The following is a 26181-nucleotide window of genomic DNA, read 5'->3' as shown; positions in this document are numbered from 1 at the left end:
CCAGCCGGCCTGCTGAGGCAAACCCATCACGATGGTGGCGCCTCCTTACCGGAGAGGCTCGTCCAGGCAACCACGAGGCAACCTCGCCCAGCCTGAACAGTGAGCGAGGTTGCCGTGTTCGTCCTGGGGTCAGTGCAGCAGGGAGAACTTCTTGGTCAATGGGTCCAGCACATCGCGCTGACCGAACAAAGCGATTCCGTAGTAGTCCAGGCCCTGCTCGGGCGTGGTCTTCATCCGGTCGACCTGTTCTGCGTAGGTATCCCCGGTCATCTCTTCGGTGAAGTCGGTGTACAGCAGTCCCGAAGCGTCGGCCTGATCGCGCAACCGCCGGACCCAGGCCGGGCGCCCTTCGAGGACAACGAGGGAGAGCCCGGAGATGGGGGCGTGGCTTCCGCCATCAGCGTCCGAGAACGTAAGGAACGACATCTTGCGCAGCAGCTCCGGCTGTTCGGTGGCTGCCTTGGCAGCCAGACCCAGGCACAGGTGCGATGCCGCATTCGCCGCCACCCCGGGGGGAAGTTTCCCCTTGAGGGCGACGACGAATTTGTAGCGGCTGTCGACCTCAGTCGCAGCGACACAAGCGCGGTTGGCAGTGAGTGCGGTCATGGCGACCTCTTTCGGCCTCTCAAAGGAATGTCACTGAGGGGAGCCTCAGGCGGTGATCTAGAGACTGGTCCAGACTCGCCCGCCGGTCTTGTACGTTCTTGCACCCCGACCTGCCGAAGGGGGACTCCAGGAAACGGCGACGACACTTGCCCACCGTCTGCGGCCGGACGCCGAGTTCGGCGGCCACTTGCTGGTTCGACACCGCTGACGAAATCACTTCCCGCTTTCGCTCACTCCAGCGGCTCGGGCTCCAGGAAGCTGCGCATCTCCATGCCACGTGCGGAATCGGATGGACACGCCTCGGTGCGGTGACCGATGATCTCCGGCATGATCCGGGCCGCCACTGTGGACGACATCGCGGAGATCCGCGCGATGATCCGCGAACTCGCCGAATACGAACGGGCTGCCGAGCAGGCCCGAGCGACCGAGGAGCAGCTCCGCGAGGCGCTGTTCGGAGAACATCGCGCTGCGTTCGCGCTGATCGCCGAGGACGACGAGACGGGCAAGGCCGTGGGCTATGCCCTGTGGTTCCCCCGCTTCTCGACCTGGACCGGCATGCGCGGCATGCACCTGGAGGACCTCTACGTACGGCCGCACGCCAGAGGCGCAGGACACGGCAAGGCTCTGCTCGCCTCCCTGGCCGCGATCTGTCGGCAAAGCGGCTTCGAGCGCTTCGAGTGGTGGGTCCTGGCCTGGAACGAGCCGACGATCGACTTCTACAAGTCGCTCGGCGTGGAGCTCCTGAACGAGTGGACGGTATGCCGGCTGAGCGGTGAACCACTCAGGGAACTCGCCGCCCAGGCCCCGGCAGTCCGCAACCAGACACCGGCCCTGTAGGACGGAGGGTCATGCAGCCTCCTGTCGCAGCTGTGATCGAAGCCCACCGGACACTGGAAAGGCTCGTGGCCGGGCTGAGCGACCGGCAGGTCGCCGAGGCGTCCGCCCTTCCGGGCTGGTCACGCGGCCATGTCCTCGCGCATCTCACCGACAACGCGAGAATGTTCGCCCGTCTCGCGGAACACGCACTGCGCGGTGAGCTCGTAGCGGGCTACGAGGGCGGGGTGGACGAGCGCAACGCGATCATCGAGGCCACGGCGGGCCGCAGCGCGGCCGAGCATCGCGCGCGGCTCGCCGCGCACACGGCTGGGCTGGAGGCAGCCTGGGCACGCGCCACCGACGTGGACTGGAGTCGTCCGGTCACGTTCCGCAATGCGGACCTTGCCGCCACCGTCTTCGCGCGCTGGCGCGAGGCGTGGATCCACATGGTCGATCTGGAGCTCGGCGTGCGGCCGGACGACTGGCCCGAGGACCTGGCCGCACACGCCGTCGACTTCCTCCTCGGCCGCCTTCCGGCAGGCACACGCGTCCGTGCCGAGGACGTGGGCCGCCAGTGGTCCGTCGGCGACGGGCCGCCGGGCACGGTGGTCACCGCAGGCGTGCGCGACCTGGCGGCCTGGCTGGCCGGACGTACGCCCGTGGTGCCGCCGGTGGCGGCGAAGGAGCTGCCTGCGCTCGGGCCCTGGCCGCCCCCCCCACAGCGCCTGGACCGCGGCTGACGGCGTCACCGGGCAGGGTCGCTGAGGAGCGCGTCGATGCGTGAGTACCCGCGTGAGAATCCGTCGGCGGCTGATCAGCGCGCAAGCCATGAAGCTGTCAGAAAGGTCAGTCGATGACACTCGGTATGGTTCTCGGTGACGTGGTCGTCGTGGCGTCGCTTGTTCGTTCACGCTCGACCTTCCGAGGAGTTCGCCGTGTCCACGATCCACTGGACCGAGGCTCAAGCCCGTTCCGCCCGCTGGCACTCTGAGTCCGGGCTGCCCCTGCCCCGCCGGGTCGTCGTCGCCGACGATCGGATGAAGGCCGCCGTCGCCTACCGTCTGGCCTGCGAGGGCACCGCGTTGTTGTGGCGCGGGGATTTCCAGAACGCGCGCCAGTTGTTGCGCGCGATGGACCGCCGTGTCGGCCGTGCCGCGCCCGGTGCGGGTCAGACGCCGGCCGATACCTTTCGCCTGCAACGCCGGTTCCGCGCTCACCGTGCGCGCGTGCTCGGCAAGTTGCTCGTTCTGCTGGAGGAGGGATACGTACTTGCGCTGCGCCGGGCGCCCGACGTGCGGCTGGCGTGCACCGAGGCGTACGGGCCCTCCGACGGGCCCGTGGCCGTCGCCCTCACCGAGCTGCTGGGTGTGATCAGTGCCCGGCAGTGGCGGGAGAAGGGGGTGTACGTTCCGGCGCTGGGCGCGCTGATCCATCCGCATTACGGGGTGTTCGCGCCGACGAGGGGCGAGTACGTCGATCTCGTCGCGCGGGCGCCGCTGCCGCGTGGTGGCGGTGTGCGTACGGCGTTCGACCTGGGCACGGGCACCGGTGTGCTCGCCGCCGTGCTCGCCCGGCGGGGTGTCGGGCGGGTCGTGGCCACGGACGTCAGCGCGCGGGCGCGGGAGTGTGCGAGGGACAACGTGGAGCGGCTGGGGCTCGGGCAGGCGGTCAGCGTCACCGGCCCCGAGCTGTACCCCGAGGGACGCGCGGATCTGGTGGTGTGCAACCCGCCCTGGATTCCCGCCCGGCCCGCCTCCGACCTCGACCTGGGCGTCTATGACGCGGGCGGCGGCATGCTCCACGGGTTCCTCGACGGGCTCGCCGGCCGGCTGGAGCCGGGTGGTGAGGGCTGGCTCGTCCTGTCCGATCTGGCCGAGCGGCTCGGGCTGCGCAGCCGGGAGGAGTTGATGGCCGCCGTGGAGGGGGCCGGGCTGCGGGTCGTCGACCGTCTGGACACCCGCCCGAGCCATACGCGCGTGCGGGACACGGACGATCCGCTGCACGCCGCACGGGCCGCCGAGGTCACGTCACTGTGGCGGCTGGCCGTCGCCTGATCCGTACGGGCCCGATCAGTCCGACAGCCGCGCGAAGCGCCCTCGGTGGAAGAGCAGCGGTCCGTCCGGATCGTCGGTGGCCGTGCCGAGGGCGTCCACCCGGCCGACCACGATGAGGTGATCGCCGCCGGTGTGGACGGCGTGGATCGTGCAGTCGATCCAGGCGACGGCACCCGACAGGCGCGGCGAGCCGGACACCGGCGCCGCGTCGTAGGCCACACCCGCGAACTTGTCCGCGCCGCTCACCGCGAAGGCGCGGCACAACTCGCCCTGACCGGCGCCCAGGACGTTCACGCAGAACACCCCGGCCCGGGCGATACGCGGCCAGGTCGTCGACCTGCGGCCGACCATGAAGGCGACCAGTGGCGGGTCGAGGGACAGGGACGTGAAGGACTGGCAGGCGAAGCCCGCGGGGGAGTCGCCGGTGGTGGCGGGTGGTGCCGTGATCACGGCCACGCCCGTCGCGAAGTTTCCGAGGACGCGGCGGAACTCCGCCGGGTCCAGGGGAGCGGGCTCGTCCTCGCCGACGCACCGCAGCTCGGGGCGCGGCAGCGCCTCGACGGGCTCCGGGGCGGGTGTGCGGACCGACCTGAGGTAGCGGACGGCGGCTTCTGCCATTCCTGCTTGTCCCATCACATACGTCATTCAAGCTGACGGAGCGTCAGATAGGAAGGCTCAGTGGCCCTTGAACACGGGACTGCGCCGCTCCACGAAGCTCCGTACGCCCTCCCGCGCGTCCGCCGTCGTCATGTTGATCTCCTGCGCGGCGGCCTCGGCGGCGAAGGCGGTGGCGCGGTCGGCGTCGAGGGCGGCGTTGACGAGCTGCTTGGTCAGGGCCAGGGCGCGGGTCGGACCGGCGGCGAGGCGTTCGGCCCAGGCTCGTGCCGTCTCGTCCAGGTCGCCGTCCGGGACGACCCGGTTCACCAAGCCCATCCGCTCGGCGTCGGTCGCCGTGAGCGCGTCGCCGAAGAACATCAGTTCCTTCGCGCGCTGCGGGCCGACGAGGCGGGGCAGGAGGTAGGCGCCGCCGCCGTCGGGGACCAGTCCGCGCCGTACGAACACCTCGATGAACCGGGCGGATTCGGCCGCGAGGACGAGGTCGCAGGCGAAGGCGAGATGCGCGCCCAGCCCGGCCGCCGTGCCGTTCACCGCCGCGAGCACCGGCTTCTCGCAGTCCAGGACGGCGGCGATCAGGCGCTGGGCGCCGGCGCGGAGGGTGCGCGCGACATCCCCGGTGACGCGTTCGCCGGTCGTCGTGGCGGCGGTGCCTCGGAGGTCCGCGCCGGCGCAGAAACCGCGCCCCGTTCCCGTGAGCACGACCGCTCGTACCTCCCCCGACGCGGACGCCTCCGACAGCAGCCGCACGATCTCGTCCCGCTGGTCGGGCGTGAGGGCGTTGAGGGTCTCGGGCCGGTTGAGGGTGATGGACAGGACGTGGTCGCCCGTCGTGTGCAGGACGGCGGGTTCCGTCATCGGCCGCACACCGCCAGCGCGTCCAGCGCCACCGCGCCCTGCCCCTGCGGCAGGACCATCAACGGGTTGATGTCCAACTCCGCCAGCTGGTCCCCGAGTTCGAGCGCCATCCGCTGCACCCGCAGGACGACCTCCACGAGCGCGTCCAGGTCCGCCGGCGGCCGCCCCCGGACCCCGTCGAGCAGCGGTCGCCCGCGCAGCCCGGCGAGCATGTCCCGCGCCTGCTCCTCACCGAACGGTGGCACACCTACGGCCGTGTCGCGCAGGACCTCCACGAGCACCCCGCCGAGCCCGACGGTCACGGTCGGCCCGAACAGGTCGTCGTGCGTGATTCCGACGACCATCTCGACGCCCTGCTCGACCATCTGGCAGACCAGCACGCCGTCCAGCGGGACGTCCTCGTAGCGGGCGATGTCGGTCAGCTCCCGGTAGGCGTCGCGGACCTGGCTCGCCGAGGTGAGGCCGATCTTCACCAGGCCCAGGTCGGTCTTGTGGGCGATCCGGGCGCCCGAGGCCTTCATGACCACCGGGTAGCCCACCAGTCCCGCCGCCCGTACGGCCGCCGCCGCGCTGGTCACCAGCTGCTCGCGCGGCACGCGGATGCCGTACGCCCGCAGCAGCTGCTTCGCCGCGTGCTCGCTGAGCTGCTCGCCGGGTCGCATGAGCGCCTGGGCCTTGCGGTAGGACGGCGAGGGGGTGCGCGGGGCGTCGTCGAAGGGGGAGCGGTAGCCGGTCCTGAAGCGGTGGTGGCCGAGGTGGGCGCGGACGGCGGTGAGGCAGTTGCCGACCGTGCGGAAGGTGGCCACGCGGGAGGAGCCGAGCAGGACCTCGCGGTAGGCCGGCTCGGTGCCGACCGGTGATCCCCAGACCACACACACCAGCTTGTCCGTCTGCTCCGCCGCCTCCACCAGGTCCCGTACGAGACGGTCGCTGAGCGGGGGGAACGGCCCGGTGATCGGGCAGACGAGCACGCCCACCTCGGGGTCGTCGAGGATCGCGTCGATGATCTTCCGACCGCGCCAGTCGCCGACCGGGTGCCCGCCGTTGTCGACGGGGTTGGCGACGCTCAGGTACTCGGGTATCCACTGGTGCAGCTCGGCCTGCCTGGCCTCGGACAGGACCGGCAGCCGCAGGCCCGCCTCGGTCGCCAGGTCGGCGACGTGCGCGCCCGTGCCGCCGGAGATCGAGTAGACGACGACCCCGTCGGCGCGCGGCGGGCGGGCCCGGGCCAACAGAGCTGCCGTGTCCTGGAGTTCGTCGAGTCCGTCGACCCTGATCACGCCGTACTGCCGTAGCGCCGCGTCCACCACCGCGTCCGCGCCGGTCAGCTTGCCGGTGTGGGAGGCGGCCGTGCGGGCGCCGGTCTCGGTGCGGCCCACCTTGACCGCGACGACCGGCACGCCGCGCCGGGCGGCCCGGTCGGCGGCGAGCAGGAAGGAGCGGCCGTCCTTCAGCCCCTCCAGGTAGCAGGCGATGGCGCCGACCTCGGGCTGCTCGGCGAAGTAGGAGAGGAAGTCGGCGGTCTCCAGGTCGGCCTCGTTGCCGGTGGGCGCCCAGTGGGAGAGCCGGATGCCGATTTCCTGGAGGGCGAAGACGGGACGGCCCTGGTGGCCGGACTGGGTGATCAACGCGATCGCCGGCCCCTGAAGGTCGTCGCGGAACCGCTCGAAGGCGTTGAGGTTGGTGTTGGGTCCCAGCAGCCGCATTCCGGACCGCTCGACGGCGGCGGCCAGTCGCCGCTGGGCGGCCTCGCCCTCCGGCCCGGTCTCCGCGAACCCGGAGGCGAAGACGACCGCGAACCGTGCCTTGGCCTCGGCCAGTTCCTCGACCACCGGCAGGGGGTCGCCGACCAGTACGACGGCCAGGTCGACCTGCTCGGGCAGGTCGGCGACGGAAGGGGAGCAGGGTGTGCCGAAGACGGACGGCCGGCTCGGATGCACCGGATACAGCCGGGCCCCGACCCGCTCGGCCCAGTCGGCCAGTTGCCGCGTGATGCCGGTGTGGGGACGCCCCTCGGCATCGGACGCGCCGATCACGGCGACGGACCGCGGGCGGAAGAAGCGGTCCAGGTCGGGTACGTCGGCGTGCAGCGGACGCCCGCTGACATCGAGGTCTCCCAGCCGGGCCGGATGGCCGTGCACGACGGGCCCGGACGGCTCGCCACAGGCGATGGCCCGGGCCCGGCGGGAGTCGGTGGTGAGGGTGCCGTGGGTCGATCCAAGCATCGTTTCGCCCGCTCCTGTGAGACAGCCGCTAACTGACGCTCCGTCAGATTATCCGAACTGACGTGATGTCAGGAATGGTTGGGGACGAGCGAAGTTCCCGCTGAGTGAGAGTGAGGCGTGCACCGGTATGCGGTTGATGACCACGAACGTGCTGGCACCGCAGTACGCCGACGGCGCGAGCCCGCGGGCGGTCCTGGCGCGGGAGATCCAGCGCCAGGACCCGGACGTACTCGCGCTCCAGGAAGTCACGCGCGAGGACGTGGCGGCCCTCGTCGACGCCGGCCGGCACGTCGCTGCGCATCCTCGCTGGTCTGCCGACGGTGTGGGGGCCGTACTGGCCGCCCGCCGCCCCTTCGGGCACACCGTGACGGACACGCTCCAGGTGACCGAGCGTACGGTGCGGTGATCCGACGCCTCGGGCATGTCCCCCCTGCCGTACGGCGTGTACGCGAGCGACCACTACGGCTTGGTCGCCGACCTGACGCCTCCCGGCCACCCTCCGGGCCGGTGGGAGGAGCGGAGGTGACGACACGGGACGCCGGGTACGCACGCCGCCTCGGCTCGGCGCACCACCGCCGGACACCCCCTAGCCCGGCAGTCGGGACACCCTCCCCGAACCCTCCCGCGCGATGGCCTTCGCGATCCTCACCGCGTCGATCGCCATCTCGCGGAGCATGCCGCTGATCGGGTTGGTGAAGCCGGTGAAGTACAGGCCGGGGGCGGTCCGCGGGCTGCGGGGGCCGTGGGCCACGGGTCCCCCGCGGGCGTCGAGTACGTCGAGGTGGCCGACGAGGCCCTCCAGTGCCCGGGTGTAGCCGGTGGCCGCGACCACGGCGTCCGGGGAGAGGCGGGTGCCGTCGGCGAGCAGGACCTTGCCGTCCTCGAAGCCCTCCACGGCGGCCACGACCTCCACCCTGCCCTTGCGCACGGCGTCGATCAGGCCGACGTCCTGGACGGGGATGGCGCCCTCGGCGACCCGGGAGTAGAGGCCGGTGTCGGGGCGCGGCAGGCCGTGGGCGGACAGATCGGGCACGCTCAGTCTGCCCATCTGCCGGGCCATCCGGTCGACGAGGCCGACCGGCAGGTGCCGTGCCATGACGCCCGAGTACTGCGCGGCCCAGCCCGCGGTCGAACGGCGCACGACGTGCGGGACGGTGCGGATGGACAGCCGTACCCGGGCGCCGCCGTCCGCCAGGTCCACGGCGATCTCGGCTCCGGTGTTGCCGGCGCCCACGACGAGGACCTCGCGTCCGGCGAAGGGCTCGGCGTTGCGGTAGGCGGAGGCGTGCAGGAACTCGCCGGGATACGTGTCGCGGCCGGGCCAGTCGGGCACGCGGGGCGTGTGGTTGTAGCCGGTGGCGACGACGACCGCCGCGCCGGTCAGCTCCCGGCCGCCGGTGGCGTGCAGCAGCCAGCCCGTGCCGTCGGGTGCCCGCTCGATGCGGGACACCTCGACGCCGGTGACGACTTCGAGCCGGTGGTGCTCGGCGTACTTCTCCAGGTACCGCGCCACGTTGTCCCGGGACGCCCACCGCCCGAACCGGCGCGGCATCGGCAGCCCGGGCAGGGACGAGAGGCGACGGGTGGTGTGCAGGTGCAGCCGGTCGTAATGGCCACGCCAGGACGCCCCGACACGGTCGGACTTCTCCAGGACGACGGCCCGTATGCCCCGGGCCCGCAGCGCGTACGCGACGGAGAGTCCGCCGGGGCCGCCGCCGACGACGTAGACGGGACGGTCGGGTGCGGGGTGCGCGGAGGAGTGTGTGGGGGGAGTGGAGTCGGCCATGAGCGGGAGCGTAGCCACGGACCTGCTTGATGGGTCTCGGTCAAGACCGGAATTGGTTTCGGATTGATCACGGCTGTAGGAGGAAGGGGCGGGGCTGGTGTCCTAGGGGGCCTGGTTGTGGCGAGCCGGTGATCGTTCCTGATGGATCGTTCCTGACGGCCGCAGGGTGCGGCCTCCGACGCGGAGGGGAGGACGGGAGGGCCGGAGGCCGTGTGTGGCGTGTGGGCTGGCCGCCACGGGAACACCCGGGCGGCGAACGGGTGTTGAGATGACGCCGACGGCGACCGAACAGCCCTGCGAAGGAGAAGGGAATGGCCCTGACTCGAGAAGAGCGCGAACAGTTCCTGGCCGAGCCGCACATCGCCGCACTGGCGGTCGACGCGGGGCCGGACCGCGCGCCGCTGACCGTGCCGATCTGGTACCAGTACGAGCCCGGCGGCGACATCTGGATCCTGACCGCCCTCGACTCCCGCAAGTACGGACTGATCAGCGCGGCGGGCCGGTTCTCGCTGATGGTGGACCGGCTCGAACCCACGATCCGGTACGTGTCGGTCGAGGGCCCGGTCGTCGACACGGCCCCCGCCACCCTCGACCAGGTCCGCGAGATGTCGGCGCGCTATCTGCCAGCCGACAAGGTCGACGGCTACGTCGACTTCTCCTGGAAGAACCACGGAGAACAGCTGGTGCTGCGGATGCGGCCGGAGCGGTGGGTGTCGTCGGACCTCGGGCAGGTCTGAGGGGCATCCCGGGGTGACAATCGGGGGATGGCAACGGATCTTCACGAGCTGCTGAGGTCACTGCGGGTCTGGGACCCGCAGGTCACGCAACTCCCCTCCTTCGACCCGACGAGCGCCCCGGCCGCCCCGCTGCCGCTCTTCACCGAGTGGTTCGCGGCGGCGGTGGCGGCCGGGCAGAGCGAGCCGCACACCATGTCGCTGGCGACCTCCGACGAGTCCGGCCTGCCCGACGTACGGATCGTCATGCTGCACGGCGCCGACGAGACCGGCTGGTCCTTCGCGTCCCACGCCGGCAGCCGCAAGGGCCGCCACCTCACCGCCCGCCCGTACGCCGCGCTCGGCTTCTACTGGCCGGTCCTCGGCCGCCAGGTACGAGTCCGCGGCCCGGTGTCGGCCGCCCCGTCCGAGGAGGCCCAGGGCGACCTCCACGCCCGCTCGACGGGCGCGCTGGCCGCGGCCCTGACCGGCCGCCAGAGTGAAATCCTGGGCTCGGTGGAGGAGTTGGCACGGGCCTCGGAGTCGGCGTGGGAACGGGCCGCGCGGGAGCCGGAGACACCGGTGCCGTCCTGGACGCTGTACCGGCTGCGCGCCGAGGAGGTGGAGTTCTTCCAGGGAGACGCGGCGCGGCGGCACGTACGGCTCCGCTATCGGAGCACCGGGGAAGGGTGGGCACGGGAACTGCTGTGGCCGTGAGCGGTCCTGGAGCTATCGGGCGTTGCGTATCCCGAGAATGTATGCCGCGGTAAGCGCAACGGCACGGTCTTCGTCCTGCGACAGATCCGTGAGGGCACGTGACGCCGCGCTTCCCGGAATGTCCGCGAACGCCTGTGCCAGCCGTCGGCGTGCGGACGATTCGACGGTGCCGTCGGCGAGGCAGTCGGCGAGCCCGGCAGCGATCTGATCCGCCAGCTCGGGACGACTCGCCAGCACGCTCAGCGCATCGGCTGCGTCGACGTCGTTCGTCTCCTCGACGATCATGCCGATGAGCGTCGGGACCGCGTCGGCCACCCCACGTGCTCCGAGCGCCAGAGCCGCATACCTGCGGACCACGAGGTCGGGGCCCGCGAGGGCGTCCCGCAGCAGTGCCGTCGCTTTGCCGCTCGGCATCTCGGCGATGCACTGGACGGCACGCTTGCGCACCTCGGCCGCCGGTGAGCCGAGGCCCTCCGCCAGCAGCGCCAGGCCGTCGTCACCCGACTGCGCCAAGGCCCACCGAAGGGCTCCGGCGACGTTCGGATCCGTCTCGCTCAGCGCTGCCTCGACCAGTGCTTCCACCGGCACCGGCACCTCGTCGACCGAGGACAGGGCCGCGCGTTGGCGCGTCCCGGCGCTCTTCGACCCGAGCGCCTGGAGGAGTGCGACGGTCTGGAGGACGTCCTCCCAGCCGGCGGGTTCCGCGGCACCGATCCGGCAGAGTCGCGCGAGCAGCTCCGTCTCGGCTGCGATGCGTTCTCGCGTCTGGCGGATGAGGTCGGCGACGAGCTCTGAGGGCGTGAAGCCGGGATCATCGAGCGCGCGCCCGACTTCACGCAGCGACAGCCCCAGTGACCGCAGGCTCTCGATATGGAAGATCCGCCGGATGTCCTCGCTGGAGTACTCGCGATAGCCGGCGTGGGTCCGACCCGTCGGCCGCACCAGGCCGAGCGAGTCGTAATGCCTGAGCATGCGGGCGCTGACCCCGGACCGTCGTGCCACATCACCGATCAACACTGCCTGTCACCTCTCCTGGCGGGTCGTGCCGAGGGCCACGACGCGCTTCGCCTCCTCGATCGCGAACTCGAATCCGGCATCCGGGTCGCGCCACAGCCGTTCCGTGGCGATCGCGTGCGCACGCACGCGAGGGTCGAGATCCGTCATCGCGGTGCGCAGGGTCGGCATGATCGCCTCACCGAGCGCGATCAGCGCCCGGCTGAGGCTCAACTGCGTCTCCCGCTCGCCGCGCCCGAGCTGTGTCACGAACACTCCGGCCAATTCCGGCTCTTCACCTCCTGGCACGAGTACGACCGCTGCTCGCCAGGCGCTCCGCGCCACCTCGTCGTCGGCGTCGGTCAGCAGCGCCCGTGTGATCGCCGGCCACGCCTGCCGGTCCCCGGCCTTGGACAGCGTGTGCAACGCCTGGCTCCGTGCCTGCGCACGCTCCGAGCGGAGTTCCTTGAGCAGCTCCGGGACCGTCATCGATGCCGGGTGGCGGGTGAGCGCCCACGTGAGCATTTCGCGGACGTAGAACTCCGGCTCGATCGCGCATCGTTCGATGAGCTTGCCGATGAACCGCGGGTCAGGGGACGTGCCGACCGCCAGCGCCGCCCGCAGCCGCACAGACGAGCTGCTGTCCTCCAGCCCCTGGAGACCTCGCACCGTATCCGCGTCCTGTTCCGGCAGGGTCATCCGGACCACCTCCTTGCCCCAGTGAAGGCCTTGTCACTGTGTCAAGGTCAAGCGGACGCGGATCCTGTGGATCAGGTGGTGGTCTCCTCCGGCCGCGGTCTGTTGTCCAGGCAGCAGCGGACGAAGTCCTGGACGACGGGAGCCGTGTCCTCGGAGCGGGCCCACGCGACGCCGACCTGACTGGGGCTGACGCCGCTGACGGGGCGATAGGTGATGCCTGGGCGGGCGTAGAAGCGGGCGGCGGATGCGGGGGCCAGGGCCATGCCGTAGCCATTGGCGATCGCACTGAGCCAGTCGTCCGGCTGGTCGGTGACAGCGCCGATGCGGACCGGGTGGCCCTCGCGTTCGTCGGTGGCCAGCCAGTACTCGCGCCACCGGCCTGATTCAGGTGGGGCAGCCACGAACGGCTCGTCCCACAGGTCCCGGAACGGGATCACATCGCAGGTGGCGAGAGGGTGTCCGGCGGGGAGGGCGACCCAGCGGGGCTCGGTGAACAACACCACCGTCCGCAGAGCGTCCTGGCCGGGGAAGGGCAGCCGCAGCAGGGCGACGTCGACGTCCCCGTCGACGAGCCCGGCGCTCGGGTTCGACCAGGCGGCCTGCCGCATGTCCGCCCGCCAGCCGGGTCGGCGTCGGGCGAACTCCGCGATGATGCGCGGAGTCGCCTCGTTGGCGGCACTGGCCATGAAGCCGACCCGCAGCACGCAGGCCGCGCGGCCTGCCGCGCTCCTGGTCTCCCGCCGCACCCGGTCCCACTCGGCCAGCAGGGCGGGCACCCGCTCTTCCAGGATCCGGCCCGGTTCGGTAAGAGCCATGCCGGTGCGGGACCGCGTGAACAGTCGCACTCCCAGCTGGGCCTCCAGTTGCTTGATCTGCTTGGTGAGCGCCGGCTGGGACACGAACAGTCGCTCCGCGGCGCGGGTGAGGGCCCCCTCCTCCGCCACGGCGACGAAGTAGCGCAGGAGCCGAGTGTCCACGTCCATGCCGCCAGGTTATAGACGCAGGTATTGGACGTCACTCCGGCGCTCGGGAAGGCTCGTTGCGGTGGGCACGCAGGGCTCGCCAACCTCCGATGCGCTCGGCAGAAAGGCGAGAGAAACATGTTCACCGCCTACGTCATCATCACCGTGACCACCATCCTGGCCAACGCCGGAATCGCCATCGCGGACTTCTTGCAGGCCGAGTTCGTCGTCGCCAATTCGACGGAAGTGGGTCTACCGCAGAACTGGCTGCCGCGGCTCGCCGCGCTCAAGGCCGCAGGAGCCGCTGGTCTCTTACTCGGGCTCACGAGTCTCACGGTCATCGGCGTCGCCGCCGCGGTGGGACTCGTCATCTTCTTCATCGGTGCGGTCGCCGCACACGTCCGTGCTCGCGTCTACCACAACATCGTGTTTCCTGGCGGCTACCTGGCCCTGGCCACCGCGTCTCTCGTTCTTGCCGCCGCGCGATGAACAGAAGGGCTACGTGAAGTCGTACTCCGCGAAGTCCGCCACCGCCCGGTACCCGATCCGCTGGTACAGGCCGTTGCTGGTCGGGTTCGACAGGTCCGTGAAGAGGAGTACCTCCTGCGCTCCGGCGGCCAGGGCGGCGCGGCTGACCTCGGCCGTGGCGGCGCCCGCGTAGCCGCGGCCGCGGAGGTGGGGCGGGGTGTAGACGGGGGCGACGCGGATCTGGCCGGCGACCTGGGGGGTCGTTCCGGCCATGGCGACGGGGGTGCCGTCGGGGGTCTCCCAGAACGTGATGCCGCCCTGCTCGATGCGGGCGTCCGCCCACTCGGCGGCATCCCGGACGGTGCCCGCGCCGACTGCTTCGGTGAACTCCTCGTGCCAGCGGATGAGTTGCTCGCGATCCCCCTTGCCGGCGATGCGGGGCCCGCCGGGCGGTACGGGACGGGGCACCGTCAGGGTGCCGAGCCGGTAGAGCCGCTGACGTTGTCGGAGTGTGGCCACGGCGCCCGTGCGCCGCTGCCAGGCCTCGGCGAAGGCGGTGGCGGTGCCGCGGTCGGCGTGCACGCCGGGCAGGCGTTGCCCGAGGTCGGCCAGCCGTGCGGCCAGCGCATCGGCCTCCTCTGCCGTCAGGGCGGTGAGGTTCAGCCGGTGCGGTGGTGTGCGGAAGAACGTCGCCCGCACCGCGCCGTCCCGTTCCAGTACGCCGAACTGCGGTGCCTCGTCGCCGTAGATGTGCAGGCCGAGCGTGCGCAGGTTCTCCGTGACGGTCAACGGGACGGTGTGCAAGGCCGGCTGGGAGTGGAGGAAGGCGCCGGCTCGGGTCAGGAAGGAGTCGAGGTCCCGGGTGAGGTGCCAGTCGTCGGTGCGCATGCCCCATGGTGCCGCCCGCGCCCCGGCCGGCACCTCCGAATTACGCCCCGGGCTCTCGACTCGTATCCGGTTCCGCATACGGTTCCGGATCCGTCGCCAGCCGTGCGTGCAGGTGGGCGTCCCGGAACGCGTCGTGCCGGCCCTCCTCGAAGATCGCCCCGCGCAGGGTCCCCTCGTACGCGAATCCGCACCGCCCGGCGATCCGGCACGAGGCGTCATGGCCGACCGCGTGGTCCAGTTCCAGCCGGTGCAGGCCGAGTTCGGTGAAGGACCAGTGGGCGGCGAGCAGGAGGGCCCGGGTGGCGACGCCCTGGCCGCGGGCCTCGGGGAGCACCCAGTAGCCGACGCGGGCGACCTTCAGGTGGTACTTGATCTCGTTGACGCCGATGTGACCCAGGGCGGTGCCGCTGCGGGCGTCCGCGATCCGGAACGACATGGACGTGCCCTCCGCCGCGCTCTGGGCCCGCGCGAGCAGCGACTCCCGGGCGCTCGCCCGGTCCGTGACCAGCCTCAGCGGGGTGTTCCAGCGCCGGAACTCCGGGTCCCGCATACCGCGCAGCCATGTCTCGACGTCGGCGCCGGACGCGGCGTCCCAGGGGCGGAGATGGAGGCCGCGGCCGTTGATTTCCGGGAGGGGCCCGGTCAGGGACCGGTCGCGTATGGGGGCCATGGGGCCATTCAAGCGCGTGGGGCGGCGCCGTTCACCCGCCGACCGCGCCCGGCACGACCCGGAACACCGGGATCCCCTCCCGGAACGCGACCTCCAGTTCCGCCCCGGCCGACGGCTCCCCGGCCGACAGCTCCCCGGCCGACGGCTCCCCGGCCGACAGCTCCCCGGCCGACGGCTCCCCCGCCGACAGTTCCCCCACCCCCACGACCTCCGTCATCATCCGCGGCCCCTCGGCGAGGTCGACCACGGCAGCGACGTACGGCGTGCGTTCCGCGAAGGGCGGCAGCTCGTTTCGGTGGACGACGGACCAGGTGTAGAGGGTGGCTCGGCCGCTCGCGGGCTCCCAGACGACGTCCTCGCTCCAGCAGTGGGGGCAGAACTCGCGCGGGTAGTGGTGGGCCCGGCCGCAGGCCCGGCAGCGGCGGATCAGCAGCCGGCCCTCGGCGGCCGCGTCCCAGTACGTCCGGGTGAAGGCGTCCGGCTCGGGCAGGTCGAAACGCCCGGCCATCAGAACAGCCCCAGCGCGCTGTCCAGCGACCAGGTCTGCCAGGACATCCCGAACAGCCCGACCACCGACATCAGCGCCATCATCGAGTTCTGCCCCTGCTCGGCGACGTCGTGGACCATGAGGGTGAAGTAGAGGGCGTTGAGGAGGAACCCGCCGGCCAGGGCGATCGGGGTGAGGAAACCGGTGATCAGGCCCAGTCCGAGCGCGAGTTCCGCGTAGACGACGACGTACGCCATCGCGCGCGGGCGGGGCGCGACGACCGTGTCGAAGCCCGAGCGCACGGCGCTCCAGCGGTGTTCGGCGGCTATCCCGGCCGCCCAGGTGATGCCGGCGCCCCGTTCGAACCAGGCCTTGCGGTCCTTGTGCCGCCAGCTCTCCAGCCACCACAGCCCGAGCCCGATCCGCAGCACGGCCAGCCATTCCGCTCCGGTGAGCCAGATCGTGTCCATGCCCATGCTCCCGCATTGCCGCCCGACACCGTATCTGACGGTACGTCAGATACGGTGGCGGCAACAAGCCCTGGAGGCGGGCCGACTGGGGCTTACTGACGGCTTCGAAATGCGTTCGGCGGGCGACTGGAGACGCTTCCCCGCTGCGTGTCATCCTCGCCGCCGTGCCGAACAAGGCGTCCCGTGAGCAATGACGATCAGAGGGAGAATCGTGGCGATCCTGGTGACCGGAGCCACCGGAAACGTCGGCCGGAACGTGGTCCGGCGACTCGTCGAGGCCGGCGCGGAGGTGCGGGCTCTGTCCCGCAGTCCACGCCCGGCGGTGTTACTGGAAGGCGCGCACGCAGTTGCGGGTGATCTCATGCAACCGGAGTCACTCGCCGACGCGTTGAAGGGTGTCGACCGGATGTATCTCTTCCCGGTCGCCGAAACGGCACGGGACGTGGTCGCCTTGGCACGGCAGGCCGGCGTGCGCCGTATCGTCGTGCTGTCCTCCGGAGCCGTCACGGCAGGCTTCGACAGCGACTTCCACCTGCCGGTCGAGCGGGCCGTGGAGAAGTCGGGCCTGGAGTGGACTCACGTGCGCCCCGGCGAGTTCGCGATGAACAAGCTGGCCCTGTGGGGCCCGTCCATCCGCGCCGAGAGTGTGGTGCGCGACCCCTACCCCGACGCGGCCTGGTGCCCGGTACATGAGCAGGACATCGCCGACGTCGCGGCCCTGGCTCTGCTGGAGGACGGCCACTGCGGACGGGCTTACACCCTCAACGGCCCCGACATGCTGTCGCATCGTCGACAGGTCGAACTCATCGCCGAGGCCATCGGGCGCGCGATCCGCTTTGAAGTGGTGAGCCGGGACGAGGCGCGGGAGATCTACCGTGAGCAAGGAGGATTCGCGGCGGAGAACGCCGACTTCCTTCTCGGCTTCGAGGACTACTCGGGCGGCGAGACGGACCCGCAGGCACCCGAGGAATTCGACCCGACGGCGGCCGGCGCGGTACCGACAGCCGAGGAGGTCACCGGCGTCCCAGCTCGCACTTTCGCCCAGTGGGCACATGACCATGCCCGGGAGTTTCTCCCTGACTGACGGTTTGCGCGGAAGATCGGAGTAGGCCGCCACGAGCAACAGCACAGCGCACCGGTCGCGGAGAAGGCGCATGCCTTCTCCGCGACCGGCGGGGCTACGACTGCCGAAGAAGCTGATCTACTGCCGGTCATGCCGTTGTTGCTGCTGGACCTGGACAACACACTCGTCGACCGCGATGCGGCCTTCCGCTCCGCCGTCGTCGACTTCCTCGCCGAGCACGGTCTGCCCGCCTCCGACCTCACTTGGGTGATGGCCACCGACGCCAGCGGCTACACCGCACGTCACGAAGTCGCCACGGCCCTGACCGGCCGCTACGGCGACGTGGTGCCAACCACCGCCATCCGTGCCCTGCTCGACACTGGCGCCGCCGATCGCGTCGTCCTGGAGCAGAGAGCGCGCGATGCGCTGGGCAACGCGCAGGCGGACGGCTGGGCTTGCGTCATCGTCACCAATGGGCGCACTGTCCAGCAGGAAGCGAAGATCCGGAATACCGGACTCGATCAATTCGTCCAGGGCTGGGTCATCTCCGAAGACGTCGGCCACAAGAAGCCGGAACCGGAGATCTTCCAGGCGGCAGCCGCTCTCGTCAGCCTCCCCCTGCCGGGCGCGTGGGTCATCGGCGATTCACCGCACGCCGACATCGCGGGCGCCAACACGCTAGGTCTTCGGAGTGTATGGGTGACGGACGGACGTGTCTGGACCGAGGACTCCTACCGGCCCACTCATATCGCTGACGACGTCGCCTCCGCGATCAACCACGCCATCAGCACATCGGGATGAGGCACCGCTGACACGCGGGCAGCGGACGGCCCTCAAGACACGCCGGCAACCCGCCCCGCCGCCTCCCGCGCGAGCAGTTCCCCGTGGTGACGGGCGAACCCCGCGCACACCAGCGGCATGACCAGCGGAGGCAGCAGGAGGAGGGCCACGGCTGTGGGCAGGATCAGCACCAGTACGCCGGTGATCCACACGTTGTCGTCGCTGAGCCACAGCATGCCGAGGCCGGCGAAGTGGGCCAGGGGAGCGGCCGCGTACCGGGCCAGTCCGAAGACGAGCACCGCGACCGCGGTGACCAGCGTGCCCAGGCCGAGGACGCGCCGGCGTGCGCGGCGGGCCAGCACCCAGGAGCGGTACAGCGCCACGAAGGGGGAACGGCCCTCCAGCACCGTCTCGGCCGTGGCCACCGAGAGGCGGAAGTACAGCAGCGGGCCGAGGCACCCGACGGCGATCGGCAGCACCCAGCCCACGAGCGTGTACTGCGGGGTCGCGGTTCCGTGCAGGGGCGTGGGCTCGACGCCTGGCACCTTGCCGCGCTCGACGAGGTCCCACCACACCAAGGCCGCCCCCGCTGCGGCGCCCACGGCCAGTCCGGTCAGCGCGTTGACCACGAGGGCGGCGGGGAGGCGTCCGCGGGTGCGCCGCCACAACTCGCAGGGGGTCAGCGGTCCGCCGTCGCGCCTGGCGTGCGAGTCGCCGACGGCGTACGCGGTGTGCAGGACGGAGAGGACGAGCAGCAGAAGCGCCACCACGGCACCGGCCCGGACCAACGGGGGCATGCCGCCGTCGGCGTAGGCCACGTAGGAGTCCTCGTTGGCGATGTTGGAGTCCGCGTAGTCCCGGACGGCCTCGAAGGTGTCCCACGTCGCCGCGAATCCGCCTGCCACGATCGCGCAGCCGACCACGGCTGTCAGAACGGACACGCGGAGGGTGAAGCCGTACAGCGCGCGGCGGTAGCGTCTGACGGCGCCGACTGCCTCACCGACACCGCCGACCGGCTGGTTTCCGTCGTGTGCCATGACCTGGCGTGACCTCCATGCGGCTCGGTAGCGATGAAGGCCGAGACGCCGCGCGGGGCCCGGGGGGTTCCGAGGGGCCGGAGGCAGACCCTCACCCCGCCCCCAACACCACCGTCCCCGAAGAGCAGAACCACCCACCCGTCCCGGACGCCACCCCCAGTCGCGGCGGCCCCCCGTCGCCGCGCCGCCGTACCTGCCGCTCCCCGCCCTCCCCCCGCAATTGCCGCACCGCCTCCACCAGCAGGAACAACCCCCGCATCCCCGGATGCTGAGCCGACAGCCCACCCCCGTCGGTGTTCACCGGCAGCCCTCCGCCCTCGACCCGCAGTCGGCCCTTCTCCAGGAACGGCCCGCCCTCGCCCTTCCCGCAGAAGCCGAGGTCCTCCAGCGTCACCAGGGTCATGTAAGTAAACGCGTCGTAGATCTCCGCGAAGTCCATCTCCTCCGGCCGTACGCCCGCCCGCTCGAAGGCCAGCCGTCCGCTCACCGCCGCCGGGGACACCGTGAAGTCCGCCCACTCGGACATCGCGGCGTGCGAGACGTACTCCCCGCTCCCCAGCACCCACACCGGCGCGGTACGGCAGTCCCGTACGTACTCCTCCGCCGCCAGCAGCACCGCCGCCCCGCCGTCGGAACGCACGCAGCAGTGCAGCTTGGTGAAGGGGTCGGCGATCATGGGGCCGGCCAGGACCTCGTCCACCGTGACCGGGGTGCGGAACATCGCCTCCGGGTTCAGGGCCGCGTTGGCCCGGGCCTGGACCGCCACCTCCGCCAGCTGCTCGATCGTCGTGCCGTACTCGATCATGTGGCGGCGGGCCGCCATGGCGTACTTGGCGATCAGGGTGTGACCGTAGGGGACTTCGAATTGAAGGGGTCCGCGTGTGCCGAAGGACAGCGTGCCCGTGCGGCGGCCCGCCCTGACGTCCGCGCGGGCCGTCGAGCCGTAGGCGAGCAGCACCACGCGCGCGTGCCCGGCAGCGATCGCGTCCGCCGCGTGGGCCGCCATGACCTCCCAGGTGGAGCCGCCGACGGAGGTGGAGTCGACCCAGGTGGGGCGCAGGCCCAGGTACTCGGCGACCTCGACGGGGGCCAGGGTGCCCAGGCCCGCCGAGGCGAAGCCGTCGACCAGCGAGCGGTCCAGGCCCGCGTCGGCCAGGGCGCGCCGGGCCGCCTGGGCGTGCAGGGCGTACGGGGTCGCGTGGTCCACACGGCCGCAGTCCGAGAGAGCGACACCGACGACGGCCACTTTCCTCCGGGCAACCATAAATCTGACGGTACATCAGATATCCCCCAGCACAACCGCGGCAGAGCTCTGGGCATCCCAGACCCCCCGCCCTAATATGACGCACCGTCAGATGCGGAGGTGCTACCCCCATGGACGCCCGCTTCACCGCCGAACAGGACGAGATCCGCCGTACCCTGCGCGAACTGCTCCACAAGCGGTGCGGCCCCGCGGAGCTGCGGGCCGCCGCCGACACCCCGGCCGGATACGACCCCGCCCTGTGGACCGCCCTCGCCGAACAGCTCGGTCTGCCCGGACTGGCCCTCCCCGAGGCCCACGGCGGCGTCGGCTGCTCGGTCACCGAGCTGGCCCTCGCCTGCGAGGAGACGGGCCGGGCCCTCACCCCCTCGCCCCTGCTCGCCACGGCCGTCCTCACGGCACCTCTGCTGCTCGCCCTCGGCACCGACGCCCAGCGGGCCGACCTGCTCCCGCGGATCGCCTCCGGCACACTCACCGCAGCTCTGGCGGTACCGGGTCCCGCCCTCGCCACCGCCCTCGGACTCACCGGCCACGACCGGCGCGGGGAGTGGGCCGGCGGCGGGCGGGCCGGGGGCGTGCAGGCCCGGCGGGCCGACGGTGGCTGGCGGCTGTACGGGCAGGTCGACCAGGTCCTCGACGGGCACAGGGCCCAAATGCTCGTGGTCGCCGCGCACGCCGGTGGGTTCGCCCGCTCCCGCGTCCTGCTCTTCCTCGTGCGCGGTGACGCCGCCGGTCTCACCCGCGTACGGCAGACCGCGCTGGACGTGATCCGTCCGCAAGCTCGTCTGCAACTGCGAGACACAAACGCCGAGTTGCTGGGACCAGACGGCGAGGAGGCCCTCCCCGCCCTCGCCCGGCTCGGCGACACCGCCGCCGCCTGTCTCGCCGCCGAGGCCGTCGGGGCCGCCGACCGGGTGCTGGAGCGAACCGTCGAGTACGTCGGGCAGCGCGAGCAGTTCGGGCGGCCGATCGGCTCCTTCCAGGCGGTGAAACACCGGCTGGCCGATGTGTACGTCCAGGTGCAGGCGGCCCGCTCGGCGGCGTACTACGCGGCCTGGGCCACAGCCCAGGGGGAGCGGGTGGGCGGCCTCGCCCTCGCGCAGGCGATTCAGGCCCTGCGCGGTGCCGCCGCCGAGGGGATCCAGCTGCACGGCGGCATCGGTTTCACCTGGGAGCACGAGGTCCACCTGTATTTCAAGCGTGCCGCGGGCGACGAACTGCTGTTCGGGCCGGTGCACCGGCTGCGGGCCCACGCCGCCGAGGCGGCGCACGTCTTCGAGGAGGCCGGCCGATGAGGGGCGTGCGGTTCGTGCAGAAGGTGTCCTCCAGCCGGGGGTTCGCGCGCGTGGCACCGTACGTCTTGCCGGCCCTCGACCGGGCCGTGCACCGGCTCACGCGTGGAAAAGTGCTGCTCAGCGCGCAGCTCCTGCCGGGGGTGGTGCTGACCTCGACCGGGGCGAGGAGCGGCCTGCCGCGTCGTACGCCGCTGGCCTGCATGCCGGAGGAGGGCGGGAACAGCTGGATTCTCATGGGGTCCAACTTCGGCCGGCCCGGCCATCCCGCCTGGAGCCACAACCTGCTCGCCCGCCCCGACGCCGTGATCAACTGGCAGGGCGAGGACATCGCGGTCACGGCCGGGCTGCTCAAGGGCGAGGAGCGGGCGGCGGTGTGGAAGGCGGTCGTGGAGTTCTGGCCGCCGTACGCCGCGTACCAGCGCCGGGTGGAGCGGGAGATTCGGGTCTTCCGGGTCGTACGGAAGCACGCGGAGCGGTAGAGCGCAACAGGCGGCGGTCCACTCGGGTGGACCGCCGCCTGCCAGACAGGACTTGGGGGAAGGAAGAGGCTGCTGCGCCGGGCTACTTCGTCGGCTTCCTGCCCGTGACGCCCAGATGCACCAACAGCGCGAGGTTCGGCTTCAGTTCGGCCTGCTTCACGCCCCAGGAGGAGAAGCCCTTCTGGTGGGAGGCGACGGCCGCGAGCATCGCGACCAGCGAACCGGCGATGGCCGCCGGGTTCACGTCCTTGTCGACCCTGCCCTTGGCCTGGAGCTCGGCGACGGAGTCCGCGAGGGAGTTGTTCACCGAGTTGAGGATCTTCATCCGGAGCTTGTAGAACCGCTTGTCCCCCTCGGCGGCGCCGAGATCGACGACCCGGAGGATCGCGTCGTTCTTGCGCCAGAACTCCAGGAACCCGTCGACGAGTTCCTGCGCCGTCTGCCAGCCGGCCTTGCCGGCCCAGGAGCGGCCCTGAAGGAGCTCGGTCAACGCGGCGCCCTCGGTCGCCATTTGCTCGGCGATCTCCAGGACGGCGCCCTCGACGTCCGGGAAGTACTGGTAGAAGGTCGCGGGCGAAGTGCCCGCCTTCCGGGCGACATCGATGACTTTGACGTCCCGGTATGGGGAGGAGCTGAGCATCTCGCTGAGGCAGTCGAGCAGCTTCTGCCGGGTCGCCTGCCCACGCCTACCGGCCACGCGGCCGTCGACGGTACGCACTTGTCCTGTCATGCCGTCAGCTTACCGAGGCGTGATCGGGGCGCGATTCGGCCGACTGCAAATGGGGTGTAAGGGAGTGCGGGGGCTGGTGTGCCTGGTCTGCGGGGTGCGGCAGTCGCGGTTACGTTGTCGGCATGGCCGAAAACAGGGCATCGGTGTACGCAGAGGGCGTTCCCTGCTGGGTGGACGCGCAGCTTCCCGACGTCGAGGCGGGCAAGCGGTTCTACGGTGAACTTTTCGGGTGGACCTTCGAGGACTGGTTCGGCCCCTTCGCGCAGGCGCTGAAGGGCGGCGAACCCGTGGCCGCGCTGGTCCGCAAGATGGACGGCCGGCTGCCCACCGTCTGGACCGTGTACTTCGCGACCCCGGACGCGGCGGCCCTGGTCCGGCGCATCCGGGCGGCCGGCGGGCAGGTCGTCTCGGCGCCGGTGCCGGCCGGCGAGCTGGGCGTCACCGCCCTCGTCACCGACCCGGAGGGGGCCGTCTTCGCCCTGTGGCAGCCGGGGGAGCACCCCGGCTTCGGCAGGCGGCACGAGCCGGGCACCTTCGCCTGGGCCGAGCTGTACGCCCGGGACACCGAGGCGGCCAACGCCTTCTACGGCGACCTCTTCCAGGAGGCCCTGTTCGGGTCGGACGCCGAGCCCGACTTCGGCCGCGCCCCCGTCTCCGACGTCTTCCCGGCCGAGATGCCGCCGCACTTCCTCGTCCACTTCGCCGTCGAGGACGTACCGGCCGCGCTGGAGGACGTCACCCGGCTCGGCGGCCGGATCCAGGCCCCGCCTTTCCAGACCTCGTACGGCACGGTCGCCGTCGTCACGGACAATCAGGGGGCGTCCTTCGCGCTGCTGCACCGCTGAGCAGGGCTGATCAGGCGTTGTTTGGTCATTGTTTGGTCGACTGTGTACCGAGACATCCCAATTGTCACCGGGTTCGCAACCAGGGCTCCGGCCAGGAAGAATCGGGGTGCGTGCCGCCATGGCGGTGCGGTGGTGAGACGCTGCACGGGGTCGCGTGGAACATGTGGCTTGGCGCGGCTCGTACGGGGAGGTGGCAGGCAGAGTGGTGGATCAGCTGACGCAGCACGATCCGCGGCGGATCGGGCCGTTCGAGGTGCTGGGACGGCTGGGTGCCGGCGGCATGGGGCTGGTCTATCTCGCGCGCTCGGCGTCCGGTCGGCGCGTGGCGATCAAGACCGTCCGGACGGAGCTGGCCGAGGACCAGCTGTTCCGGGTCCGCTTCACGCGTGAGGTGGAGGCGGCCCGCGCCGTCTCCGGCTTCTACACGGCCGCGGTCGTGGACGCCGACCCGCGCGCCGCCGTGCCGTGGCTGGCCACCGCGTACGTTCCCGCACCCTCCCTCGAAGAGATAGTGAACGACTGCGGGCCGCTGCCGGCCCAGGCGGTGCGCTGGCTGGCGGCGGGCGTGGCCGAGGCGCTCCAGTCCATCCACGGTGCCGGGCTGGTGCACCGGGACCTCAAGCCGTCGAACGTGCTGGTCGTCGAGGACGGGCCCCGGGTGATCGACTTCGGCATCGCCTCGGGTGTCTCGAACACGCGTTTGACGATGACGAACGTCGCCGTGGGCACACCCGCCTACATGTCCCCCGAGCAGGCCAAGGACTCCCGCAGCGTCACGGGTGCGAGCGACGTCTTCTCCCTCGGCTCCATGCTGGTCTTCGCCGCCACCGGACACCCGCCCTTCCACGGCGCCAACCCGGTCGAGACCGTCTTCATGCTGCTGCGCGAGGGCCCGGACCTGGAGGGTCTCCCGGACGAGCTGCGTCCGCTCATCGAGTCCTGTATGCAGATGGACCCGACGGCCCGCCCCAACCCGGCCGACCTCCAGGCCCAGCTGGCCCCCCACCTCTTCGGCTCCGGCTCCGACGACAGCGGCACGGCCTCGGCGTGGCTGCCCGAGCGGGCCGTGAGCCTGATCGAGTCCCGCCGCAACGGCCGCCCGGCCGGCAAGCCCGCCCCCGGTGCCGGCGCCGGACGCAGCGGCGGCGGACGCCCCGGGCCCGGCCCGGCCCCGGGCCCCGCGCCCATCCCGCCCCCGCCCTCGCACGACCCCGTCGTCCCGGCGCCCGTGCCCGCGCCCGTCGGGGGCCCCGACACCGGCCCGGTGCGGCTGGCCGGCGCCCAGGTGCCCATCGGCCCGGGCCCGCGCGTCGCCGACGTCCGTGCCGCCGCCGTCAAGGCACCCCCTCCGGAGGCCGCCCTCGCCGCCTCCTGGTCCAAGCCCCGCCCCGGCGTCAACGGCACGGACCCTGCCGTAGGCCCTGCCGTCGCCGCGCCCCCGGCCCCGGCCGCGCCGCCCGAGCAGGCGAGCGGCTGGCGGCCCTGGCGGTTCCGCATGTCGAACGACGTCTGGGGCACCCCCTCCGTCGACGGCGACCTGGTCTACGTCACCTCCTTCGAGGTACACGCCCTGGACGTGGCCACCGGCCGCCGCCGCTTCAAGACCCGGGACGTCGCCTGGTCCATGGCGGTCGCGGACGGCCGTATCCACGCCTCCGACGGGCCCACGCTGTTCGCCCTCGACGCCCGCGAGGGCGCCGACCTGTGGCGCCTGCAGACGGACGCCTGGGTCTACTCGCTCAAGGCCGGCCGCGGCACCGTCGTCACCGGCACCCGGGGCGGCGGCGTCCAGGGCTGGGAGGCCTCGAACGGCCAGAAGCTCTGGGAGGTCACCGGCTGCCAGAGCGACTTCGAGTCCCCCGAGGCCGGGCCCGCCCTGCACGACGGCACGGTCTACGTGTGGCAGGACGCCCGGCTGCGCGCCCTGGACGCCCGCACCGGCGACGAGCGCTGGTCGTACCCCATCGGCGACGCGGCCTCCTGCGGCGGCGTCCCGGTCCGGATCGCCCAGGCGTCCGACGGCTACGTCTACGTCTGCGCCGGCACCCGCGTCCTCGCCCTCGACGTGGCCGCCGGGCACGTGAAGTGGCACTTCGAGGCCCCGGCCGTCTTCCTCTGCCCGCCCACCTTCGTACCCGGCCCGGCCGTCACCGGCGGCGGTATCTACCTGGCCGACTACCTCGGCACGGTCTACGCCCTCGACGCCACCGACGGCCGTGACCGCTGGCGCATCGCCACCGAGTCCCGGGCGTCCGTCGACCCCGTCCTGGTCGCCGCCGGCCATGTCCACGTGGGCAGCGGCAAGGGCCTCTACACCCTCGACGCGGTCACCGGCACGCCCAAGTGGCGCTTCCAGGCGGGCGGCGACATCGTGGGCGCCCCCTCGGTGGCCGAGGGCCGGATCCACTTCGGCTCCACCGACCACCTGCTCTACACCCTGAAGGCCGACGACGGCCGGCTCCGCTGGAAGCTCGCCACCGGCGGCGAGATCACCGGCTCCCCGGTCGTCCAGGACGGAGTGGTGTACGCGTGCAGCAAGGACCGCTGCGTGTACGCGCTGGACGCGGAGAAGGGCACGGGCACGGCGCGCACGAGCTAGGGTCTGTCGTTTGGATCACGTCGCAGACGCGGGGTCTGGCACGCACCTCCGCGGCGTTGTCGTCG

The 26181-nt window shown here is 71.8% G+C and carries 28 protein-coding genes; 13 read left to right on the top strand and 15 right to left on the bottom strand.

The annotated features are described in order from the left end of the window. Positions 1–129 precede the first annotated feature (129 nt). Entirely contained in the window at positions 130–606 is a 477-nt protein-coding gene (locus tag ACIBNA_RS15600; RefSeq protein WP_399165744.1) for a DUF2000 domain-containing protein, read from the bottom strand. Positions 607–933: 327 nt separating this feature from the next. Between ACIBNA_RS15600 and ACIBNA_RS15595 the strand changes: the two genes are divergently transcribed. From ACIBNA_RS15595 to ACIBNA_RS15585, 3 genes are all read left to right on the top strand, one after another. Next, positions 934–1443, top strand: coding sequence for a GNAT family N-acetyltransferase (locus tag ACIBNA_RS15595; protein WP_399165743.1), 510 nt, complete (start codon positions 934–936; stop codon positions 1441–1443). A gap of 11 nt (positions 1444–1454) precedes the next feature. Next, complete coding sequence (locus ACIBNA_RS15590) at positions 1455–2162, top strand: maleylpyruvate isomerase family mycothiol-dependent enzyme (RefSeq protein WP_399165742.1); 708 nt, start codon at positions 1455–1457, stop codon at positions 2160–2162. Positions 2163–2357: 195 nt separating this feature from the next. After that, a complete protein-coding gene (locus ACIBNA_RS15585; RefSeq protein WP_399165741.1) occupies positions 2358–3476 on the top strand; it encodes a methyltransferase in 1119 nt (372 codons plus the stop codon). Positions 3477–3491: 15 nt separating this feature from the next. Here ACIBNA_RS15585 and ACIBNA_RS15580 read toward each other — a convergent pair whose 3' ends face one another. From ACIBNA_RS15580 to ACIBNA_RS15570, 3 genes are read right to left on the bottom strand one after another with little or no spacing between them, the layout of a single operon-like run. Continuing rightward, positions 3492–4094: a flavin reductase family protein gene (locus ACIBNA_RS15580; protein WP_399165740.1), complete on the bottom strand. Its 603-nt coding sequence runs from the start codon at positions 4092–4094 to the stop codon at positions 3492–3494. Between the two features lie 57 nt (positions 4095–4151). Further along, positions 4152–4949: an enoyl-CoA hydratase/isomerase family protein gene (locus ACIBNA_RS15575; RefSeq protein WP_399165739.1), complete on the bottom strand. Its 798-nt coding sequence runs from the start codon at positions 4947–4949 to the stop codon at positions 4152–4154. After that, positions 4946–7174 (bottom strand): acetate--CoA ligase family protein, encoded by a 2229-nt coding sequence (locus ACIBNA_RS15570; protein ID WP_399165738.1) that lies wholly within the window; start codon positions 7172–7174, stop codon positions 4946–4948. The genes ACIBNA_RS15575 and ACIBNA_RS15570 overlap by 4 nt, the downstream gene beginning before the upstream one ends. Positions 7175–7310: 136 nt before the next feature. Here ACIBNA_RS15570 and ACIBNA_RS15565 point away from each other — a divergent pair, with 136 nt between their 5' ends. Then, a complete protein-coding gene (locus tag ACIBNA_RS15565; protein WP_399165737.1) occupies positions 7311–7580 on the top strand; it encodes an endonuclease/exonuclease/phosphatase family protein in 270 nt (89 codons plus the stop codon). 180 nt (positions 7581–7760) lie between these two features. Here the strand turns inward: ACIBNA_RS15565 and ACIBNA_RS15560 are convergent, their stop codons facing one another. After that, positions 7761–8960 carry a flavin-containing monooxygenase gene (locus ACIBNA_RS15560; protein ID WP_399165736.1) on the bottom strand — a complete coding sequence of 400 codons (1200 nt, stop codon included), beginning with the start codon at positions 8958–8960 and terminating at the stop codon, positions 7761–7763. A 311-nt stretch (positions 8961–9271) separates the two neighbouring features. Here ACIBNA_RS15560 and ACIBNA_RS15555 point away from each other — a divergent pair, with 311 nt between their 5' ends. Beyond that, positions 9272–9697, top strand: coding sequence for a pyridoxamine 5'-phosphate oxidase family protein (locus ACIBNA_RS15555; protein ID WP_399165735.1), 426 nt, complete (start codon positions 9272–9274; stop codon positions 9695–9697). Positions 9698–9724: 27 nt separating this feature from the next. Further along, a complete protein-coding gene (locus ACIBNA_RS15550; protein WP_399165734.1) occupies positions 9725–10390 on the top strand; it encodes a pyridoxal 5'-phosphate synthase in 666 nt (221 codons plus the stop codon). A 12-nt stretch (positions 10391–10402) separates the two neighbouring features. Here ACIBNA_RS15550 and ACIBNA_RS15545 read toward each other — a convergent pair whose 3' ends face one another. The 3 genes from ACIBNA_RS15545 to ACIBNA_RS15535 all read right to left on the bottom strand — a co-directional run bounded on the left by ACIBNA_RS15545 (position 10403) and on the right by ACIBNA_RS15535 (position 13065). Next, the gene (locus ACIBNA_RS15545; protein WP_399165733.1) at positions 10403–11407 is read right to left on the bottom strand and encodes a HEAT repeat domain-containing protein; all 1005 of its coding nucleotides are present in this window, start codon (positions 11405–11407) and stop codon (positions 10403–10405) included. A 6-nt stretch (positions 11408–11413) separates the two neighbouring features. Beyond that, complete coding sequence (locus ACIBNA_RS15540; RefSeq protein WP_399165732.1) at positions 11414–12082, bottom strand: HEAT repeat domain-containing protein; 669 nt, start codon at positions 12080–12082, stop codon at positions 11414–11416. A 71-nt stretch (positions 12083–12153) separates the two neighbouring features. Further along, complete coding sequence (locus ACIBNA_RS15535) at positions 12154–13065, bottom strand: LysR family transcriptional regulator (RefSeq protein ID WP_399165731.1); 912 nt, start codon at positions 13063–13065, stop codon at positions 12154–12156. Between the two features lie 117 nt (positions 13066–13182). On the opposite strand from ACIBNA_RS15535, the gene ACIBNA_RS15530 reads away from it, so the two are divergent. Then, positions 13183–13533 carry a DoxX family protein gene (locus ACIBNA_RS15530; protein WP_399165730.1) on the top strand — a complete coding sequence of 117 codons (351 nt, stop codon included), beginning with the start codon at positions 13183–13185 and terminating at the stop codon, positions 13531–13533. Positions 13534–13542: 9 nt separating this feature from the next. Here ACIBNA_RS15530 and ACIBNA_RS15525 read toward each other — a convergent pair whose 3' ends face one another. The 4 genes from ACIBNA_RS15525 to ACIBNA_RS15510 are packed head-to-tail and all read right to left on the bottom strand — an operon-like array spanning position 13543 to position 16027. Next, positions 13543–14400: a GNAT family N-acetyltransferase gene (locus ACIBNA_RS15525; RefSeq protein ID WP_399165729.1), complete on the bottom strand. Its 858-nt coding sequence runs from the start codon at positions 14398–14400 to the stop codon at positions 13543–13545. Positions 14401–14440: 40 nt separating this feature from the next. Beyond that, on the bottom strand, positions 14441–15070 hold the full coding sequence (locus ACIBNA_RS15520) for a GNAT family N-acetyltransferase (protein ID WP_399165728.1): 630 nt from the start codon (positions 15068–15070) through the stop codon (positions 14441–14443). A 31-nt stretch (positions 15071–15101) separates the two neighbouring features. Then, complete coding sequence (locus tag ACIBNA_RS15515) at positions 15102–15578, bottom strand: Zn-ribbon domain-containing OB-fold protein (protein WP_399165727.1); 477 nt, start codon at positions 15576–15578, stop codon at positions 15102–15104. Further along, a complete protein-coding gene (locus ACIBNA_RS15510) occupies positions 15578–16027 on the bottom strand; it encodes a DoxX family protein (RefSeq protein WP_399165726.1) in 450 nt (149 codons plus the stop codon). Before ACIBNA_RS15510 ends, ACIBNA_RS15515 begins: the two co-directional genes overlap by 1 nt. A gap of 190 nt (positions 16028–16217) precedes the next feature. Here ACIBNA_RS15510 and ACIBNA_RS15505 point away from each other — a divergent pair, with 190 nt between their 5' ends. Together ACIBNA_RS15505 and ACIBNA_RS15500 are read left to right on the top strand one after the other, a co-directional pair. Further along, positions 16218–17111: an NAD(P)H-binding protein gene (locus tag ACIBNA_RS15505; protein ID WP_399165725.1), complete on the top strand. Its 894-nt coding sequence runs from the start codon at positions 16218–16220 to the stop codon at positions 17109–17111. Positions 17112–17240: 129 nt separating this feature from the next. Beyond that, on the top strand, positions 17241–17891 hold the full coding sequence (locus ACIBNA_RS15500) for an HAD family hydrolase (RefSeq protein WP_399165724.1): 651 nt from the start codon (positions 17241–17243) through the stop codon (positions 17889–17891). A 32-nt stretch (positions 17892–17923) separates the two neighbouring features. On the opposite strand, the gene ACIBNA_RS15495 is transcribed toward ACIBNA_RS15500, so the two are convergent. Together ACIBNA_RS15495 and ACIBNA_RS15490 are read right to left on the bottom strand one after the other, a co-directional pair. Further along, positions 17924–18907 (bottom strand): hypothetical protein, encoded by a 984-nt coding sequence (locus ACIBNA_RS15495; protein WP_399165723.1) that lies wholly within the window; start codon positions 18905–18907, stop codon positions 17924–17926. A 91-nt stretch (positions 18908–18998) separates the two neighbouring features. Continuing rightward, a complete protein-coding gene (locus ACIBNA_RS15490; protein ID WP_399165722.1) occupies positions 18999–20171 on the bottom strand; it encodes a thiolase C-terminal domain-containing protein in 1173 nt (390 codons plus the stop codon). Between the two features lie 110 nt (positions 20172–20281). Here ACIBNA_RS15490 and ACIBNA_RS15485 point away from each other — a divergent pair, with 110 nt between their 5' ends. Together ACIBNA_RS15485 and ACIBNA_RS15480 are read left to right on the top strand one after the other, a co-directional pair. Further along, a complete protein-coding gene (locus ACIBNA_RS15485; RefSeq protein WP_399165721.1) occupies positions 20282–21463 on the top strand; it encodes an acyl-CoA dehydrogenase family protein in 1182 nt (393 codons plus the stop codon). After that, entirely contained in the window at positions 21460–21942 is a 483-nt protein-coding gene (locus ACIBNA_RS15480; RefSeq protein WP_399165720.1) for a nitroreductase/quinone reductase family protein, read from the top strand. Before ACIBNA_RS15485 ends, ACIBNA_RS15480 begins: the two co-directional genes overlap by 4 nt. An 82-nt stretch (positions 21943–22024) precedes the next feature. Here the strand turns inward: ACIBNA_RS15480 and ACIBNA_RS15475 are convergent, their stop codons facing one another. Then, positions 22025–22660, bottom strand: coding sequence for a TetR family transcriptional regulator (locus ACIBNA_RS15475; RefSeq protein ID WP_356926052.1), 636 nt, complete (start codon positions 22658–22660; stop codon positions 22025–22027). A 134-nt stretch (positions 22661–22794) separates the two neighbouring features. Here ACIBNA_RS15475 and ACIBNA_RS15470 point away from each other — a divergent pair, with 134 nt between their 5' ends. Together ACIBNA_RS15470 and ACIBNA_RS15465 are read left to right on the top strand one after the other, a co-directional pair. After that, positions 22795–23517: a VOC family protein gene (locus ACIBNA_RS15470; RefSeq protein ID WP_399165719.1), complete on the top strand. Its 723-nt coding sequence runs from the start codon at positions 22795–22797 to the stop codon at positions 23515–23517. Positions 23518–23719: 202 nt separating this feature from the next. Continuing rightward, complete coding sequence (locus ACIBNA_RS15465) at positions 23720–26116, top strand: PQQ-binding-like beta-propeller repeat protein (RefSeq protein ID WP_399165718.1); 2397 nt, start codon at positions 23720–23722, stop codon at positions 26114–26116. Positions 26117–26181 lie beyond the last annotated feature (65 nt).

Source organism: Streptomyces sp. NPDC050164, from assembly GCF_044459945.1.
In the GTDB taxonomy this organism is placed as follows: domain Bacteria; phylum Actinomycetota; class Actinomycetes; order Streptomycetales; family Streptomycetaceae; genus Streptomyces; species Streptomyces coeruleorubidus_A.
The sequence above is the reverse complement of the archived record's forward strand: the minus strand, read 5'-3'. Positions and strand labels throughout refer to the sequence as shown.

Coding starts and splice junctions, on each gene's coding strand:
- ACIBNA_RS15600 (WP_399165744.1), bottom strand. CDS start 606: ATGACCGCACTCACTGCCAACCGCGCTTGTGTCGCTGCGACTGAGGTC.
- ACIBNA_RS15595 (WP_399165743.1), top strand. CDS start 934: ATGATCCGGGCCGCCACTGTGGACGACATCGCGGAGATCCGCGCGATG.
- ACIBNA_RS15590 (WP_399165742.1), top strand. CDS start 1,455: ATGCAGCCTCCTGTCGCAGCTGTGATCGAAGCCCACCGGACACTGGAA.
- ACIBNA_RS15580 (WP_399165740.1), bottom strand. CDS start 4,094: ATGGCAGAAGCCGCCGTCCGCTACCTCAGGTCGGTCCGCACACCCGCC.
- ACIBNA_RS15575 (WP_399165739.1), bottom strand. CDS start 4,949: ATGACGGAACCCGCCGTCCTGCACACGACGGGCGACCACGTCCTGTCC.
- ACIBNA_RS15570 (WP_399165738.1), bottom strand. CDS start 7,174: ATGCTTGGATCGACCCACGGCACCCTCACCACCGACTCCCGCCGGGCC.
- ACIBNA_RS15565 (WP_399165737.1), top strand. CDS start 7,311: ATGACCACGAACGTGCTGGCACCGCAGTACGCCGACGGCGCGAGCCCG.
- ACIBNA_RS15560 (WP_399165736.1), bottom strand. CDS start 8,960: ATGGCCGACTCCACTCCCCCCACACACTCCTCCGCGCACCCCGCACCC.
- ACIBNA_RS15555 (WP_399165735.1), top strand. CDS start 9,272: ATGGCCCTGACTCGAGAAGAGCGCGAACAGTTCCTGGCCGAGCCGCAC.
- ACIBNA_RS15550 (WP_399165734.1), top strand. CDS start 9,725: ATGGCAACGGATCTTCACGAGCTGCTGAGGTCACTGCGGGTCTGGGAC.
- ACIBNA_RS15540 (WP_399165732.1), bottom strand. CDS start 12,082: ATGACCCTGCCGGAACAGGACGCGGATACGGTGCGAGGTCTCCAGGGG.
- ACIBNA_RS15535 (WP_399165731.1), bottom strand. CDS start 13,065: ATGGACGTGGACACTCGGCTCCTGCGCTACTTCGTCGCCGTGGCGGAG.
- ACIBNA_RS15530 (WP_399165730.1), top strand. CDS start 13,183: ATGTTCACCGCCTACGTCATCATCACCGTGACCACCATCCTGGCCAAC.
- ACIBNA_RS15525 (WP_399165729.1), bottom strand. CDS start 14,400: ATGCGCACCGACGACTGGCACCTCACCCGGGACCTCGACTCCTTCCTG.
- ACIBNA_RS15520 (WP_399165728.1), bottom strand. CDS start 15,070: ATGGCCCCCATACGCGACCGGTCCCTGACCGGGCCCCTCCCGGAAATC.
- ACIBNA_RS15515 (WP_399165727.1), bottom strand. CDS start 15,578: ATGGCCGGGCGTTTCGACCTGCCCGAGCCGGACGCCTTCACCCGGACG.
- ACIBNA_RS15510 (WP_399165726.1), bottom strand. CDS start 16,027: ATGGACACGATCTGGCTCACCGGAGCGGAATGGCTGGCCGTGCTGCGG.
- ACIBNA_RS15505 (WP_399165725.1), top strand. CDS start 16,218: ATGACGATCAGAGGGAGAATCGTGGCGATCCTGGTGACCGGAGCCACC.
- ACIBNA_RS15500 (WP_399165724.1), top strand. CDS start 17,241: ATGCCGTTGTTGCTGCTGGACCTGGACAACACACTCGTCGACCGCGAT.
- ACIBNA_RS15495 (WP_399165723.1), bottom strand. CDS start 18,907: ATGGCACACGACGGAAACCAGCCGGTCGGCGGTGTCGGTGAGGCAGTC.
- ACIBNA_RS15490 (WP_399165722.1), bottom strand. CDS start 20,171: ATGGTTGCCCGGAGGAAAGTGGCCGTCGTCGGTGTCGCTCTCTCGGAC.
- ACIBNA_RS15485 (WP_399165721.1), top strand. CDS start 20,282: ATGGACGCCCGCTTCACCGCCGAACAGGACGAGATCCGCCGTACCCTG.
- ACIBNA_RS15480 (WP_399165720.1), top strand. CDS start 21,460: ATGAGGGGCGTGCGGTTCGTGCAGAAGGTGTCCTCCAGCCGGGGGTTC.
- ACIBNA_RS15470 (WP_399165719.1), top strand. CDS start 22,795: ATGGCCGAAAACAGGGCATCGGTGTACGCAGAGGGCGTTCCCTGCTGG.